At 67.6% G+C, this 15,607-nt stretch carries 13 protein-coding genes; 6 read left to right on the top strand and 7 right to left on the bottom strand.

Going from position 1 to position 15,607, the window contains the following annotated elements; genetic code table 11:
• Nucleotides 1-562: 562 nt before the first annotated feature.
• A complete protein-coding gene (locus tag FBQ73_RS11450) occupies nucleotides 563-931 on the top strand; it encodes a response regulator (RefSeq protein ID WP_138399594.1) in 369 nt (122 codons plus the stop codon).
• Between the two features lie 174 nt (nucleotides 932-1,105).
• Complete coding sequence (locus tag FBQ73_RS11445; protein ID WP_138399593.1) at nucleotides 1,106-3,199, top strand: ATP-binding protein; 2,094 nt, start codon at nucleotides 1,106-1,108, stop codon at nucleotides 3,197-3,199.
• A 108-nt stretch (nucleotides 3,200-3,307) separates the two neighbouring features.
• Here FBQ73_RS11445 and bioB read toward each other — a convergent pair whose 3' ends face one another.
• The 7 genes from bioB to pcaF form a co-directional block, all read right to left on the bottom strand.
• Nucleotides 3,308-4,345 (bottom strand): biotin synthase BioB, encoded by a 1,038-nt coding sequence (bioB, locus tag FBQ73_RS11440; protein ID WP_138399592.1) that lies wholly within the window; start codon nucleotides 4,343-4,345, stop codon nucleotides 3,308-3,310.
• Nucleotides 4,346-4,465: 120 nt separating this feature from the next.
• On the bottom strand, nucleotides 4,466-6,124 hold the full coding sequence (locus tag FBQ73_RS11435) for a sulfatase-like hydrolase/transferase (protein WP_170218845.1): 1,659 nt from the start codon (nucleotides 6,122-6,124) through the stop codon (nucleotides 4,466-4,468).
• 277 nt (nucleotides 6,125-6,401) lie between these two features.
• On the bottom strand, nucleotides 6,402-7,202 hold the full coding sequence (pcaD, locus tag FBQ73_RS11430; protein ID WP_138399590.1) for a 3-oxoadipate enol-lactonase: 801 nt from the start codon (nucleotides 7,200-7,202) through the stop codon (nucleotides 6,402-6,404).
• Nucleotides 7,203-7,338: 136 nt separating this feature from the next.
• The gene (locus tag FBQ73_RS11425) at nucleotides 7,339-7,992 is read right to left on the bottom strand and encodes a 3-oxoacid CoA-transferase subunit B (protein ID WP_138399589.1); all 654 of its coding nucleotides are present in this window, start codon (nucleotides 7,990-7,992) and stop codon (nucleotides 7,339-7,341) included.
• Entirely contained in the window at nucleotides 7,989-8,663 is a 675-nt protein-coding gene (locus FBQ73_RS11420; RefSeq protein WP_449353875.1) for a 3-oxoacid CoA-transferase subunit A, read from the bottom strand. Before FBQ73_RS11420 ends, FBQ73_RS11425 begins: the two co-directional genes overlap by 4 nt.
• A 14-nt stretch (nucleotides 8,664-8,677) precedes the next feature.
• A complete protein-coding gene (gene catC / locus FBQ73_RS11415; protein WP_138399587.1) occupies nucleotides 8,678-8,953 on the bottom strand; it encodes a muconolactone Delta-isomerase in 276 nt (91 codons plus the stop codon).
• 241 nt (nucleotides 8,954-9,194) lie between these two features.
• On the bottom strand, nucleotides 9,195-10,400 hold the full coding sequence (gene pcaF / locus FBQ73_RS11405) for a 3-oxoadipyl-CoA thiolase (protein WP_138399585.1): 1,206 nt from the start codon (nucleotides 10,398-10,400) through the stop codon (nucleotides 9,195-9,197).
• A gap of 275 nt (nucleotides 10,401-10,675) precedes the next feature.
• Between pcaF and FBQ73_RS11400 the strand changes: the two genes are divergently transcribed.
• The 4 genes from FBQ73_RS11400 to FBQ73_RS11385 all read left to right on the top strand — a co-directional run bounded on the left by FBQ73_RS11400 (nucleotide 10,676) and on the right by FBQ73_RS11385 (nucleotide 15,606).
• Complete coding sequence (locus FBQ73_RS11400; RefSeq protein WP_138399584.1) at nucleotides 10,676-11,452, top strand: IclR family transcriptional regulator; 777 nt, start codon at nucleotides 10,676-10,678, stop codon at nucleotides 11,450-11,452.
• A 217-nt stretch (nucleotides 11,453-11,669) separates the two neighbouring features.
• Entirely contained in the window at nucleotides 11,670-12,083 is a 414-nt protein-coding gene (locus FBQ73_RS11395) for a DUF2147 domain-containing protein (protein WP_138399583.1), read from the top strand.
• Nucleotides 12,084-12,291: 208 nt separating this feature from the next.
• On the top strand, nucleotides 12,292-13,269 hold the full coding sequence (locus tag FBQ73_RS11390) for a TAXI family TRAP transporter solute-binding subunit (RefSeq protein ID WP_392567230.1): 978 nt from the start codon (nucleotides 12,292-12,294) through the stop codon (nucleotides 13,267-13,269).
• 204 nt (nucleotides 13,270-13,473) lie between these two features.
• Nucleotides 13,474-15,606, top strand: coding sequence for a TRAP transporter permease (locus FBQ73_RS11385; RefSeq protein WP_138399582.1), 2,133 nt, complete (start codon nucleotides 13,474-13,476; stop codon nucleotides 15,604-15,606).
• The last annotated feature ends 1 nt before the right edge of the window (nucleotide 15,607 follow it).

Genomic DNA, 15,607 nt, shown 5'->3' with positions numbered 1-15,607 from the left:
TATGATCAAGTTTTCTGCCACCTCAAGATCTCGGCAAGCCGAGCTTTGCTGAAAGTTCAAGGACTCTGGACGCGAACACCCGCTCCGGCTTTGATGAGCGACAAGTTTTGTCTCCCTTCAAGACCTTCCATCAACCATCCTCCGCCAAAGGTGGCCTCGTCCGGCTTGATGATAGGAATAAAGGTAACTAGATAAGGCGTTGCGTTTGCCGGTCGAAGCCTGGGGCTTGGAAAGTGCCTCAAGCACGGACCTTTATACCTTTTGGACCTTTGGTGGGCGTTTTTTGCGCTTGCCTTCCCTTTACGACGGCGATCCGGATTTGGTTTGCAGATCAATCCGATATGAACTGAATTCGCCTTGACGGTACCGCCCCCGCGTTGTGCAGTGCCTCCCGATCTGGCGGTGCGCAGCGCGCCGGCGCGAACCGGTGTCTCCGCCATCAGGCTGGTCAGGGCCTCCGGCGGTCAGGTGGATTTCCTGCGCCGCCGCCCCACCGGTCAGGTCGGTTCAACCTGATGACGTCCGGCTCCGGTTGCCGGAAGATGGTCGTGAGCGGTGGCGCATGGGCCGGATTCTTGTGGTTGATGACGAGCCTGAATACCTCGATGAACTGGTCGAGGCGCTGGGCTTTCGCGGGATTTCCGCGATTTCGGTAGGACGAGGCGCCGAGGCCATCGACACGCTTCAGCGCGAGCCTGCCATCACCGTCATCCTCACCGACATGCGCATGCCGGACATGGACGGCATCACGCTGATCAGGGCTGTTCAGGCGACCTTTCCAGAGCGCAAGATTCAGTTTCTGGTGATGACCGGCCATGCCGCCCCCGGCGACCTCATGCAGGCGCTGGCGGCAGGGGTGGTGCGGTGTTTTTCCAAGCCGCTGGCCTTCGATGACCTCTACGAGGCCCTGGTGGCACTTTGCGTCAGCTAGAGCTTTGCCCGCCTGCCGTGCCTCGCGGCGATCGCTCCCGGCTCTTGCGCTGACGCATTATCTTCACGCCAATGGTGCCCGCTCCGCCTGAAACCGCGCAGGGGAGCGCCCCCAGCATGTTGCACGGCCATCCGATCGGCGCATGCTCTCGTAGACTGCGGAATGGCGGCAAGAATGAACGGTAATGAGGCGTGGGGCGACAGGTTGCGGGGGCTGGTCAATCCCGTCACGCTGATGCTGTGCAGCCTTGTGGTCCTCGTGGGCCTCATTCCGTTCGCCGCGGCGCTGGTGCTGTACCAGCTGCACAGCCGGACCGTGCTGACCGAGGCGCGGGACAGTGCCCACCGCACCGCCACCCTGCTGATGCGCAGCTTCGAGCAGTCCATCGAGCGCATCGATGCGGTGCTTCAGGACTTTGCCGAGGCCTATGACGGCACCGCCTCGCCGGTGCAGGTCTACGAGGTTCTCCGCAGCCTGAGGCTACCTGCCGCTGTGCTCCAGGTGAGCGTGACCGACACGTCGGGCGTGCTGATCGCGAGCAGCCTGTCTCCGGGCCTGGAACGGATGGACCTGTCCGACCGTGAACATGTGCGGGTCCAGATCGGCAAGGACCGGGCGAATGCGGAACTGTACATCAGCCGCCCGGTGCTGGGCCGGCTGTCGCAGACATGGGGGATCCAGCTCTCCCGCCCGCTTGCTGATGCGGAAGGCCGTTTTGCCGGGGTGGTGGTGGCGTCCTACGCCATCAGCGACTTCATCGATTTCTACAAGCAGCTGCGCACCGAGGATGACATGCTGATCGCCCTCGTCGGTCGCGACGGCATCGTGCGCGCCCGCGCGGCCCGGACCACCAGCTTCGGCGACGATGTCTCCGCAGATCCTGCCTTTCTGGCGGCGTGGAAGCATGACGGGGTCTATGACCAGGCCAGCCCGTTCGATCACATCGCGCGCATCGGCTATTCGGTCGCGTCGCGAAAATATCCCATCCTGGTGCTGGTCGCCCATTCGCGTGCCGTCGTGGAGCAGCAGTCGAACGAGTTCCGCGTCGCCATCTGGAGCACGGCGCTCGGTCTTTCGGTCGCGCTGCTCATCGTAGTTCTGCTGGGCGGGCGCTACCTCAACCTGCAGAAACAGCTCAAGGCCAACGAAGTGCAGGCCCTCGCGCGCCAGCGCGAGGCCAACGTGCTCGAAGCCATCAGCCGGGTGCCGGGGGTCGCCGTCATGCACGTGACCGCCGCCGGCGCGAGCGAGGTGGGCACCACCTCCAACGCGGCCCTGTCGCCCATGCTGCGCCGCTATCTCGCCAGCGGCCGGTTCCGTGTCCTCGTCCGCGGGCTCCGGGAGCCGCAATTGCGCGACGAGCACCTGTCGGATGGCACCAGTGAGCTGGAGGTGGAGATGGTTGTGGCGCCGCTCCAGGGCATCGAGCGGGCGTCACCGCCGGGGGAGGGGGACGACATGGTGGTGTTCGCCGTGGATCGCACCCAGCGGCGGATGGAGGAAAACAAGCTCTACCAGATGTCGAAGCTGGCTTCCCTCGGTGAAGTGGCGACCGGGCTTGCCCACGAGATCAACCAGCCCCTCGGGGTGATCCGGCTGGCCGCGTCCAATGCGCTGGCCGGCATGAAGAAGGGGCTGCCGGCCGACCATCTCGCCGCCAAGCTCGACCGCATCATCCAGCAGACGGTGCGCATGAGCCGCATCATCGACCACATGCGCATCTTCGGCCGCAAGAGCGAGGAGGAGCTTCAGCCCTCCCACCCCACCGACGCGGTGGACGGCGCCTTGCAGGTGGTGGGCGCCCATTTCCGCCTCGACGAAATCGAGGTGACGACCCAGTACGAACCCGACCTGCCCGCGGTGCTCTGCCGCCAGGACCAGCTGGAACAGGTGATCATCAACCTGCTCCAGAATGCCCGTGACGCCATCAACGAGCGCCGTGCCGCCGTGGGGGAGCATTTTCCTGGCCGCATCGTGGTGCGCGTCGCCGGCGAGGCCAGGCCGGGCGTGGCGGAGCAACTGGTGATCGAGGTCTCCGACAATGGTGGCGGCATTCCCGAGGAGATGGTGGACCGCATCTTCCAGCCGTTCTTCACCACCAAGCCGCCGGGCAAGGGCACCGGACTTGGCCTGTCGGTGAGCTTCGGCATCGTCCGCGACCATGGCGGCAGCCTCTCGGTCCGCAACGGGTCCGAGGGCGCCATCTTCAGCATCCGGCTGCCGTCCCGGCTGGGGGCGCCGCTCAGGGCCAGCGCCGTGGAGGGCTGAGGCCCGAAAAGGGCGCATGCAGCTCTCGCCGGCGCCCTTTTGAAGGTCCTGAGGGGCTCTCGGGTGTTCCGTCGCGCCTGCCGGGGAACCGGTCCCGTCCTGCGGTCCTCACTCGGCGGCGGAGCGCATCTCTGTTCCGGTGGGGCCGGCAGCGCGGATGCCGAGGCGGGCGAACAATGCCGCGTCCTTGTCCCGCTCCGGATTGCCGGTGGTGAGCAGAACGTCGCCGGTGAAGATGGAATTGGCGCCGGCGAGGAAGCACAGGGCCTGCATCTCGTCGCTCATGGCGTCGCGGCCGGCCGAGAGGCGCACGATGCTCTTGGGCATCAGCAGGCGCGCCAGCGCGATCAGGCGCACGAAGGCGATGGGGTCGGGCTTGTCGGCCTTGTCCATCACCGGGGTGCCCTCGATGGCGTTCCACATGTTCAGCGGCACGCTCTCGGGATGGGGGTCGAGGGTGGCGAGCACCAGCAGCATGGCGATGCGGTCGTCCACGGTCTCGCCCATGCCCACGATGCCGCCGGTGCACAGCCGGATGCCGCCCGCCCGCACCGAGGCGAGGGTGTCGAGCCGGTCGTCCATGGTTCGGGTGGTGACGATCTCGGGGTAGAAGGCGGGCGAGGTGTCGATGTTGTGGTTGTAATAGTCGAGGCCGGCGGCGCCGAGGCGGGTCACCTGATCAGGGGTGAGCATGCCCAGGGTCACGCAGGCTTCCAGGCCCATGGCCTTGACGCCCGAGATCATGGCGCAGACGGCGTCGAGGTCGCGATCCTTGGGGCTGCGCCAGGCGGCGCCCATGCAGAAGCGGGTGGCGCCGCCGTCCTTGGCCTTCTGCGCCTGGGACAGCACCTCATCCACGCCCATGAGCTTGGTGGCCTTCAGGCCGGTCTCGTGGTGGGCGCTCTGGGAGCAGTAGCCGCAATCCTCGGCGCAGCCGCCGGTCTTGATGGAGAGCAGCGTCGCGGTCTCCACTGTGGTGGGGTCGAAATGGCGCCGGTGCACGCTCTGGGCGCGGAACAGCAGCTCGGGGAAGGGCAGGTCATAGAGCGCCCGGGCCTCGGCCTCGGTCCAGTCGGAGCGCAGCTGGCCCCCTTCCGCCGCGAAGGCGGTCCCGGTCCCGGTGGTCGTGCCGGTGCTCGTGGTCATGCGGTGCTCCTGAAGATTACCCGATCTGGAGGCAAGGATTACGCCGCAACGCACACCGGGCGCAATCCTCCCCGTGTCAGCCTTCCGGCGCAGACGGTTGGCGGGCCGGCGCGGCGCGCGTCAGAAATGCGTGCGGTAGATGCGGGCGATGGTCTGGTTGATGATGGGCGTGCGCAGCGCCTCCGCGATCAGGGAAGCGCGCCGCGGCGCGTCGGTGGCGGGATCGGGCGGTGCGCCGCTCTCATAGCGCAGGAAGTCGAATCGATCGCAAGTCAGCCGCTCGCGGCCCCGCGCCAGCGCGATGGCGGGCCCGAACCAGGAACGGCACTCGTTGGTGCTGGTGGCGACGGACACGCGATCGGGCGGGATCGGCTGGAACAGGCTGTGACCGCAATAGGCGAGGCCGTCGTCCAGGGCGACGCCCAGCAGGTCAGCGAGGGTGGGGGCGATGTCCACATTGGCGATCAGGCGCGCGCCGTTGCCGCGCAGGGCTTCGGCCATGGCCTCGGGCAGGTGGCGCGGTGGCTTGACCAGGAACAGGGTGCGCAGCACCCAGTCGCTGTAGTTCTCCAGCCGGGAAATGGCCGCCCGGGCGCTCTCCGCATGGTCCGGGCGCTCGCCATGGTCGGCGATGGACAGGATGAGGGCATCGTCGTAGCGGCCGGCGCGCTTCAGCGCCTCGAACACCCGCCGGTGCGCCGTCTCGGTGATGGAAAGGGCGCGCGATCGCCGGTCTTGGAGGGAAGCGGGAATGGGAAAGCGGCTCTCGGCCTGGAACGGCACATGGAGCGCGTTGAGGAAGAGGACGGCGAAGAGCGGCCCCCGGGTCTCGGCGATGATGGCTTCGAGCTTCTCCACCGGATAGGCGTCGTCGATGCCGATGTCGTTGACGAGGGGATGGCCCTCGGTCTCCGCCGCATACAGATCGTCGATGGCGGCGGTGGAGAAGAAGCGGTCGAGGTTCGACCACTCAAGGGTCGACGCCATCAGCAGGGCGGTGCGATAGCCGCGCGCCTTGGCGAGATCGAACACGAAGGGCATCCGGTGCAGCGCCTCGGCGCTTTCGTGGGTCCCTACGCCGGTGAGCAGCGACGGCACGCTGACTTCCGTGCAGGCCGAATTGGTGACGACGTTCGAGGGCTCCAGCCAGTCGGCGGGGTGTCCACTCAGCTCGCGGATCCGCTCGGCCAGGCGGGTGCCGGGCGCATCGCTCGCGGGCAGCCACTGGCCGGCGGATTCATTGATGATGATGAGGATGGTTTCCGGCCGGTGCCCGGCAGCGGCGAGCCGGAATCGGCCGCTCCTGTCGGCGGCGCGCAGTTCGCAGGTTCCCATCTCGGGCGGCACGAGCAGGAAGGCGGTTTCCTCCGGCAGCAGGGGCCGGCGCCCGCCCGCCCGTTCGAGCAGCGCCCACACCAGCAGGGCCAGGAGGCAGGCCGGCACGGCGAGCGCCAGGGACAGGTTGGCCGACCCGATGGCCAGATGGGCCAGCGCCGCCATGGCGAGGAAGGCGGCGATCACCGCCGCGAGAAAGCGCGGCGGAACGAACGGGCGAAAATACGTCCGGGCCAGCTTTGGCAGGGAGGTGGTCGAGCCCGAATGCCGCACATAGCGGTAGATGGTGAACGGCGAGGCCCCCAGATGCTGCCGGCACGAGAGGTCGATGGTGGCCGCGCATCCAAGCAGGATGGCCCCCGTCGCCAGGATGACCGCGCCGGCGAATGGCGGCGCCACATGGGCCGAAGCGCTCAGCAGCACGCCGAAGCAGCCGGCGACCACAAGCGGCCAGCCGATCTTCTCCGACCGAAGTCGTATTCGGCTGCGTCGCGCCCGCAGATAATGCCGTCGCAGACGGTAAAGTACGGCCGCAAGCCCAAGAACGACCACCGGCGTCCCAAATACAAGCCCCATGACGCCGCCGCCCTGCCAGTCATCCCCAAGCTTTAAGCCGTCGCCATAGCGGACGAGGCCTGGATTGACAATCAAGGCATCCCGCCGGGCGCCCCGCCCGGCGGGATTTGGGGGGATGTGTGCGGGCGTTGCCCTGGGGAAGTCTCTAGGCTGCGGTCAGGAACGGCACCAGCACGCGGGCGAGGGCTGCGGGCTGCTCCACGCAGGGAATGTGGGAGGCATCCGCGATCACCTCCAGCCGGGCGCCGGGGATGGCTGAGGCCAGCGCCTGCGCGGAGGCGGGGGGCGTCGCCGGGTCCTGATCGCCGACGATGACGAGGGTGGGCGCGGTGATGGTGGCCGCCGCTGCCCTCAGGTCGGCATCGCGCACCGCCATGGCGCAGCCGAGATAGCCGTCCAGCGTGGTGCGGGCCACCATGTTGGCATAGCCGCGCATGAGCTGCGGGGCCTTCTGCCGGAAGGCGTCCGTGAACCAGCGGCCCATCACCCCCGGCGCGATGGCGGCGAGGCCGTCGCGGCGGATGCCGGCGATGCGCTCGTCCCACACCGAGGCGGGGCCGATGAGGGCCGAGGTGTCGCACAGCACCAGCCGGTCCACCCGCTGAGGTGTCGTCGCCGCCAGATGCTGGGCCACCATGCCGCCGATGGAGAGGCCGCACACATGGGCCTTCTCGATGCCGAGGGCATCCAGCAGCGCCAGCGCGTCGGCCGCGAGCAGGGGGATGGAATAGCCGCTGCCGTCCGCAGGCAGGGGCGTCACGTCCGTGAGGCCGTGGCCGCGCATGTCATAGCGCAGCACCCGGAAGGCGGCCGCAAGATCGGCCATCACCTCGTCCCACACATGGAAGCTGGTGCCCAGCGAATTGGCGAGCAGCAGCACCGGGGCGCCCTCGGGGCCTTCGAGGGCGTAGTGGGTGGTGATCTCTCCGGCGGCGATGAAGGGCATCCGGCTGTCTCCGGCTGGAAGGGGGCGCCGCGCCGGCTGGCGGGGCAGATCGGGGGGCAGTCAATCGAGGTGCAGGAAAGCCGCCCGCCCGCCCCGGCGCAAGGGGTGGGCCGTGCGACGCAGTGGGTGGCGGCGCTCAACTGGCGCGGATGGCGATGCCGGCGCGCGCGTTCAGGTCGTCGAGGCTCAGGCCCGGCGGCAGCGTGCGCGCCACGAAGCCCTCGGGGGTGATGTCGATCACCCCGTGGTCCGTATAGACGCGCGAGACGCAGCCGAGGCCGGTGAGCGGATAGGTGCAGTGCTCCACCAACTTGGAGTCGCCCTTCTTGGTGAGCAGCTCCATCATCACGAACACGTTGCGGGCGCCCACCGCGAGGTCCATGGCGCCGCCCACGGCGGGAATGGCGTTGGGATCGTTGGTGGCCCAGTTGGCGAGGTCGCCGTTCACCGCCACCTGGAAGGCGCCGAGGATGGCGATGTCCAGATGCCCGCCGCGCATCATGGCGAACGACAGGCTGTGGTCGAAGAAGGCCCCGCCGTCCAGCAGCGTCACCGGCTGCTTGCCGGCGTTGATGAGGTCATAGTCCACCTCGTTGGGCGAGGGCTTGGGGCCCATGCCGAGGATGCCGTTCTCGCTGTGGAGCAGGATTTCCTTGTCCTGCGGCAGGAAGTCCGCCACCAGCTCGGGCATGCCGATGCCGATGTTGACGATGGCGCCGTCCGGGATGTCGGCGGCGATGCGCTGCGCCATCTCGGCGCGCGTCCAGGGCGTGAAGGCGATGTCGCTCATTGGGCGGCTCCCGTGCCGATGGCCACCAGGCGGTCCACGAACACGCCGGGGGTGACGATGTCTTCCGGATCCAGCGTCCCGAGGGGGACGATGTCCTCCACCTGCGCCACGGTGACGGTGGCGGCGGTGGCCATGACCGGACCGAAATTGCGCGCCGTCTTGCGATAGGTGAGGTTGCCCCAGCGGTCGCCGCGGTGGGCCTTGATGAGGGCGAAGTCGGCCTTCAGCGGATATTCGAGCACATAGTTGCGCCCGTCGATCTGCCGCGTCTCCTTCCCGGCCGCGATGGGGGTGCCGTAGCCGGTGGGGGTGAAGAAGGCGCCGATGCCGGCACCGCCGGCGCGGATGCGCTCCACCAGATTGCCCTGGGGCACCAGCTCCAGCTCCAGTCTGCCCTCGCGATAGAGCTTGTCGAACACGAAGGAATCCGCCTGGCGCGGGAAGGAGCACACCACTTTCTTCACCAGCCCTGCCGCCAGCAAAGCGGCAAGCCCAGTGGTGCCGTTGCCGGCATTGTTGGAGATGATGGTGAGGTCCTTCGGCGCGCGGGCGATCACTGCCTCGATCAGTTCGTGGGGCATGCCGGCGCCGCCGAAGCCGCCCACCAGCAGGGTCGCCCCGTCGGGGATGTCGGCGACGCAGCTTTGCGTGTCGGGCCTGGTTTTGTCGATCATGGGCGCGCTCCTCAGATCGCCGACGGGTGGCGCGCCAGCGCCGTCACAGTGATGTCCATGAAGGGGAAGAGCGGCAGGGAGGAGAGCAGGGTGTGCAGCTCGTCCACGCTCTCCACGTCGAAGATGGAGATGTTGGAATAGCGCCCGGCCACGCGCCACAGATGCACCCACTTGCCCTGCCGCTGCAGGTCCTGGGCATAGGCCTTTTCCGCCGCCTTGATGGTGTCGGCTTTCTCCACGGGGAAGTCGTGGGGGATCTTCACGGTCATCTCGACATGGAACAGCATGGCGGTGCGCCTTTATTGATGGGGTCTTGAGGGGCGGGGTATCAATTCCGGGACAGTGTTTGAAAATTTCCGGCAGCACTAACCGCGTCATGCCCGGCCTTGTGCCGGGCATCCACGCCGGGCCGCTGGTGCCATCCGCTCAAGGTGGCTCCCGGCCGCACCGCGTGGATGGCCGGGTCAAGCCCGGCCATGACGGCGTGAAAATACCGGTGCGGTCGCGTTTTCAAACACGCTCCAAAACTCACACTCGCTCGATGATGGTGGCGATGCCCTGGCCGACGCCGATGCACATGGTGCACAGGGCGTAGCGCCCGCCGGTGCGGTGGAGCTGGTAGAGCGCGGTGGTGATGAGACGCGCCCCCGACATGCCGAGCGGATGGCCCAGCGCGATGGCCCCGCCGTTGGGGTTCACATGGGCGGCGTCATCCGGCAGGCCGAGGTCGGCGAGCACGGCGCAGGCCTGGGCGGCGAAGGCCTCGTTCAGCTCGATCACGTCCATGTCGGCGAGGGTCAGGCCGGCCTTCTCCAGCACCTTGCGGGTGGCGGGGGCCGGGCCCATGCCCATGATGCGCGGCGGCACGCCGGCGGTGGCCATGGCGACGACGCGCCCGCGCGGGGTCAGGCCGTGCTTCTCCACCCCGGCGGCGGAGGCCAGCAGCAGGGCCGCCGCGCCGTCATTGACGCCGGAGGCGTTGCCGGCGGTCACGGTGCCGCCGGGCTTCACCACGCCCTTCAGGCGGGTGAGGTCTTCCAGCCTGGTGTCGGGGCGCATGTGCTCGTCGCGCTCGAACAGCTTGGGATCGCCCTTGCGCTGGGGGATGCTGACAGGGACGATCTCGTCGGCGAAGCGGCCGGCGGCCCAGGCCTCGGCGGCGCGGCGCTGGCTCTCCAGCGCGAAGGCGTCCTGCCGGGCGCGGCTGATCTGGAAATCCTCCGCCACGTTCTCGGCGGTCTCAGGCATGGAATCGACCCCATGCAGGGCCTTCATGGCCGGGTTCACGAAGCGCCAGCCGATGGTGGTGTCCTCGATCTTCGCGGCGCGGGAGAAGGCGCTGTCGGCCTTGCCCATGACGAAAGGGGCGCGGCTCATGCTCTCCACGCCGCCGGCGATCATGAGGTCGGTCTCGCCGGCCTTGATGGCGCGGGCGGCGGTGCCCACCGCATCCATCCCGGAGCCGCACAGCCGGTTGATGGTGGTGCCGGGCACCGCGATGGGCAGGCCGGAGAGCAGGGCGCCCATGCGGGCCACGTTGCGGTTGTCTTCGCCGGCCTGGTTGGCGCAGCCGAAGATCACGTCCTCCACCTGAGCCGCGTCGAGGCCGGGGCTGCGCGCGGCGAGGGTACGGATCACGTGGGCCGCCAGATCGTCCGGTCGCACCGAGGACAGCGCGCCGGCATAGCGCCCGATGGGTGTGCGCACCGCGTCACAGAGGAAGGCGTCGCTCATCGTTTCCTCGTTTTGTGCGTTATACGAACTTAAGTTCGCAAAATTGATAAGGGCCAGAGGCGGGCGCCGTCAAGGAAATTTCGGGCGTGCTGCGCGCCAAAGTATTCAGGCGGAGCGTGCTGTGCTGTCCCACAAGGCTGTTCCGCGCGCGCTCCGGCCAGCGCTTCCGGATCGTCCGTCTCCGATTGCGGCAGATATCTTGTGCGTTATACGAACAAATGCTACATCCGCCCCGGTGGCATCGGCGCACCGGCGCGCCGCAGCGGGGAGGGCGGATGACCAAGGTGCAGGCGAGCGAGGACAAGGACTATGTGCAGTCCCTGGTGCGCGGGCTGGAGGTGATCCGCACCTTCAGCCGCTACAAGCCGCGCATGACCTTGACCGAGGTGGCCCAGCAGACCGGCATGACACGCGCCGCCGCGCGCCGCTTCCTGCTCACCTTGGTGCGGGAAGAATATGCCGAGACCGACGGCAAGTATTTCGCCCTGCGCCCCAAGGTCCTGGACCTCGGCTTCGCCTATCTCTCGTCCCTGCCCATGTGGGAGGTGGCCCAGCCGATCATGCGCGACGTGGTCAATGTGCTTCAGGAATCCTGCTCGCTGGCGGTGCTGGATGGCCTCGACATCGTCTATGTGGCGCGGGTCCCCACCGAGCGGGTGATGACCATCGGCCTGTCCATCGGTTCGCGCCTGCCGGCCTATTGCAGCTCCATGGGCCGCACCCTGCTCGCTGGCCTGCCGCCAGCGGAGCTGGCCGCCTATTACGACCGGGTGAAGATCGAGCGGCGCACCGAGCGCACGGTGACCAACATGGTGGCCCTGAAGGATGCCATCGAGACCTCGCGCCGGCAGGGCTGGACGCTGGTGGATCAGGAACTGGAAATGGGCCTGCGCTCCATCGCGGCGCCGGTGAAGAACCGCCGCTCGGAGGTGCTGGCCGCGCTCAATGTCAGCACCCACGAGGGGCGCACCTCCATCGAGACCATGAAGACGCGCTTTTTGCCCGTGCTGCTCGACGCCGCCCAGCGCATCTCGGCGGCGGTGCCGCAATAGTGGTAACATATTCTGTATAACCGCACGTCGAAGAGAATATTCGGGCGCTCAGAGTCTGATGACGTTACGTAATTATGCCGGGCGCGCCAGATCATCCCGGTTTTCAGGTGGGATCTTGTCCGCGCGCGCATAGTCCGGACCGGGCCGCCATGGTATCAGCGCCGCCGACGCAGCGTGCTTCACCTGCGTCGGGCTCCTGGCTTGAAGTGGACGGAAAATGAAAATCTCTGTGTCCGACCGTGCGCGGTCCCTGCGGGTTTCCGCGCTTGCGGCGGCGACCTGCGTGGGCCTTCTCTCCCTCGCCACGGCGGGTGTCGCCCATGCGGCCGACGCGCTCGGCAAGTTCACGCGGCCGTCGACCGGCACGGTGGTGAATTTCTATGATTGCGGCGGCAAGCTCTGCGGCAAGATCATCTCGGTGACCAATCCCAAGTTCCAGTCGACGGTGGGCCAGCTCATCGTCGATGGCGCGGAATCCGTCGGCTCCGGCAAGTGGAAGGGCAACCTGTTCGATCCCGATTCCAACAAGACCTACAAGGGCTCCATGACCCTTTCCGGCGACGGCCTCAGGCTCGAAGGCTGCGTGGCCGCGGTCCTGTGCAGCGGCGAAACCTGGCGCCGGACCAACTGACACCTTCGGCCTCTGTCGATCGAGGCCACCACGGCACGCCCTCGTGATCCGCGCCGCTTGGGCCGGCGCGGATCACCCGTTGCGGATGCGGCCTCCGCGCCGATCGGTGGTATAGACTTTAGTCTAAGTTGGCAGAAAGTCTCTGGCCTTGACGGAAGGAAACGCTAGCCTCCCTCGTAACGATTAAAAATTGCAAGGGAGCACGCCTGTGAAGCGGACCATCGCGACTGCCCGCGCCTTCAAGGCCGCGCGCCTGGGTGCCATCGCCCTCGTCTCCACGCTGGCCTTCGCGCCGGTGGCGGCCAAGGCCGAGTTCGTCAACATCCTCACCGGCGGCACGTCGGGCGTCTATTATCCGCTCGGGGTCGCCATCTCGAAGCTGGTGGGCGAGAAGGTGCCCGGCGCCCGGCCCTCGGTTCAGGCCACCAAGGCATCGGTGGAGAATTTGAACCTCATCGAGCAGGGCAAGGGCGAGGTGGCCTTCACCCTCGCCGACAGCCTCGCCGACGGCGCCTCCGGCAAGGAGGAAGCCGGCTTCAAGGCCCCGCTCACCAAGGTGCGCGCGCTGGGCGGCATCTATCCCAACTACATCCAGATCGTGGCCTCCAAGGATTCCGGCATCCGCACCATCGCCGACCTCAAGGGCAAGCGCCTCTCGGTGGGCGCGCCGAAGTCGGGCACCGAGCTGAACGCCCGCGCCATCCTGGGCGCGGCGGGGCTGAAGTATGACGACCTTGGCAAGGTGGAATACCTGCCCTTCGCCGAATCCGTGGAGCTGATGAAGAACCGCCAGCTCGACGCCACGCTGCAATCGTCCGGCCTCGGCGTGGCCTCCATCAAGGATCTCGCCAATTCGGTGCCGATCGTGGTGGTGGAGGTGCCCGCCGCCATTATCGACAAGATCGGCGCGCCCTATCTGAAGGCCACCATCCCCGCCAACACCTATGAGGGACAGGCCGTGGACGTGGCCACCGCCGCGGTGCCCAACTTCCTCGTCACCCGCGCCAGCATGAAGGATGAGGATGTCTACGCCATCACCAAGGCGATCTATGACAACCTGCCTGAACTGGCGGCCGCCCATTCCGCCGCGCGCAGCATCAAGATCGAAAATGCCATGAAGGGCTCGCCGGTGGCGTTCCATCCCGGGGCGGAGAAGTATTTCAAGGAAAAGGGCGTGACGCCCTGAACCGCGCCCCCTCGCGGGCACGGCGCCGCCCCTCCTGAGGGCCGCAGGCAGCGGCCGAGCCTGGAGGTGCCGGCCTGAAGACGAACGCCCGGTCCCATGCCGGAACCGGGCGGAACGCGGCCGGCCCGCGCGGGCCGAAGGTCTCGCGGCGCCCGTGCAATTCCTCCCGGGCCAGTTGAAGACAGGGCTTGAAGGCAGGGTTTCATGACATCGTCGCTGCACACCCCCAACACCGTTCCGCCGGTGAGCCACGATCTTGATGCGCCCGGCCACGGCGCGGCGGTGGTGGTGGACGATGCCCTGCTGGATCTCACCTGGGGCCCCGGCCTGTGGGGTCGCGCGGTGTTCTGGATCGCGGTGGCATTCTCCGCCTTCCAGATCGTCACCGCCGCCTGGAGCCCGTTGGCCAGCCAGATCGTGCGCTCGGTGCACGTGGGCTTCCTGCTGCTGGTGGTGTTCGCCATCGCCGGCAACCACAAGAGCGGCGGCGAGCGGCTCGTTCTGTGGGGGCTCGGCATCCTCTCCTTCGTGGTGGGGCTCTATCACTGGGTGTTCTATGCGGCGCTGATCCAGCGCGCGGGCGACCCCTCCACCCTCGACATCGTGGTGGGCACGCTGGCCGTCGCGCTGGTGTTCGAGGGCTCGCGGCGGCTGATGGGCGCCTCGCTGCCCATCCTGTGCGGCATGTTCATCCTCTACGGCCTGTTCGGCGAATATCTGCCGGCGCCGCTGGATCATCGCCCGTTCGATTTCGTGCAGGTGGTGGACCAGATGTTCCTGGGCACCGAGGGCATTTACGGCACGCCCACCTATGTGTCGTCGTCCTTCATCTTCCTGTTCATCCTGTTCGGCGCGTTTCTCGAGCGGGCGGGGATGATCAAGCTGTTCAACGACGTGGCCATGGGCCTCGTGGGCCATGCCAAGGGCGGACCGGCCAAGGTGGCGGTGATCTCCTCGGCGCTCATGGGCACCATCAACGGCTCGGGCGTCGCCAACGTGGTCACCACCGGGCAGTTCACCATCCCGCTCATGAAGCGGTTCGGCTACAAGCCGGCCTTTGCCGGCGCGGTGGAGGCCACCGCCTCCATGGGCGGGCAGATCATGCCGCCGGTGATGGGCGCCGTGGCCTTCATCATGGCCGAGACCATCGACGTGCCCTATGCGGACATTGCCACGGCGGCGGTGATTCCGGCCTTCCTGTATTTCTTCACCGTGTTTGCCATGGTGCATCTGGAGGCCGGCCGGCGCGGCCTCACCGGCCTGCCCCGGGAGCAGTGCCCCAATGCGCTCGCGGCGCTGAAGGCGCGCTGGTATCTGATCCTGCCGCTGGCGGTGCTGGTGTGGCTTTTGTTCTCCGGCTACACGCCGCTGTTCGCGGGGACCGTGGGCCTCGCTCTCACGGCGCTGATCGTGCTCGGCGCTCCGGTGGCCCGGGTGATCGGGCCCTATGGCCTGCGCGTGGTGTTCTGGATCGCGCTGGGCCTTGCCGCCGCGAGCTTCGTTGAATACGGCATCAACGGCGTCGCCGCCGTGGTGCTCGCGCTGGTGCTGCTGCTGTTCTTCGTGAAGGGCGGGCGGGAGACCTTGCGCATCAGCCTGGAGAGCATGGCGGACGGCGCCCGCAACGCGCTGCCCGTGGGCATCGCCTGCGCCCTGGTGGGCACCATGATCGGCGTCTTCACCCTGACCGGAGTGGCGACCACCTTCGCCACCTTCGTGGTGGAGGTGGGCAAGAACTCCCTGTTCCTGTCCCTCGTCCTCACCATGATCGCCTGCCTGATCCTCGGCATGGGCCTGCCCACCATCCCCAACTACATCATCACCGCCTCCATCGCCGGACCAGCGCTGCTGTCGCTCGGGGTGCCGCTCATCGTCTCGCACATGTTCGTCTTCTACTTCGGCATCATGGCGGACCTGACCCCGCCGGTGGCGCTGGCCGCGTTCGCCGCCGCGCCCATCGCCGGGGTCTCGGGGCAGGCCATCGGCTGGATCGCCACCCGCATCGCCCTCGCCGGCTATGTGGTGCCGTTCATGGCGGTCTACGCGCCCGCCCTGATGCTGCAGGACGGCGACCCCATGTCGGCGGCCATCGGCTTCTGGCCGTCGGTGGCCTATGTGTTCCTGAAGGCGATCATCGCCATCATCCTGTGGGCGGGCACCGCCACCGGCTATCTGCTGGGGCCGCTGAATGCACTGGAACGGGTCTTCGCCTTCGTGGCGGCGGCGATGCTCATCCTGGCTCTGCCCATGACTGACGAGGCCGGCTTCGCCATGGCGGTGGGCTTCCTCGCCTGGCACTATTGGTGCACGCGCAAGCCCCTGTCCGCACAGGGGTGAG

Source organism: Xanthobacter autotrophicus (assembly GCF_005871085.1).
Classification (GTDB): Bacteria; Pseudomonadota; Alphaproteobacteria; order Rhizobiales; family Xanthobacteraceae; genus Xanthobacter; species Xanthobacter autotrophicus.
This window is presented reverse-complemented; position numbering and strand designations above follow the sequence as displayed.

Bases quoted from the DNA above. Each gene is read 5' to 3' on its own strand.
- FBQ73_RS11450 (WP_138399594.1), top strand. From the start codon at position 563: ATGGGCCGGATTCTTGTGGTTGATGACGAGCCTGAATACCTCGATGAA.
- FBQ73_RS11445 (WP_138399593.1), top strand. From the start codon at position 1,106: ATGAACGGTAATGAGGCGTGGGGCGACAGGTTGCGGGGGCTGGTCAAT.
- bioB (WP_138399592.1), bottom strand. From the start codon at position 4,345: ATGACCACGAGCACCGGCACGACCACCGGGACCGGGACCGCCTTCGCG.
- pcaD (WP_138399590.1), bottom strand. From the start codon at position 7,202: ATGCCCTTCATCGCCGCCGGAGAGATCACCACCCACTACGCCCTCGAA.
- FBQ73_RS11425 (WP_138399589.1), bottom strand. From the start codon at position 7,992: ATGAGCGACATCGCCTTCACGCCCTGGACGCGCGCCGAGATGGCGCAG.
- catC (WP_138399587.1), bottom strand. From the start codon at position 8,953: ATGCTGTTCCATGTCGAGATGACCGTGAAGATCCCCCACGACTTCCCC.
- pcaF (WP_138399585.1), bottom strand. From the start codon at position 10,400: ATGAGCGACGCCTTCCTCTGTGACGCGGTGCGCACACCCATCGGGCGC.
- FBQ73_RS11400 (WP_138399584.1), top strand. From the start codon at position 10,676: ATGACCAAGGTGCAGGCGAGCGAGGACAAGGACTATGTGCAGTCCCTG.
- FBQ73_RS11395 (WP_138399583.1), top strand. From the start codon at position 11,670: ATGAAAATCTCTGTGTCCGACCGTGCGCGGTCCCTGCGGGTTTCCGCG.
- FBQ73_RS11385 (WP_138399582.1), top strand. From the start codon at position 13,474: ATGACATCGTCGCTGCACACCCCCAACACCGTTCCGCCGGTGAGCCAC.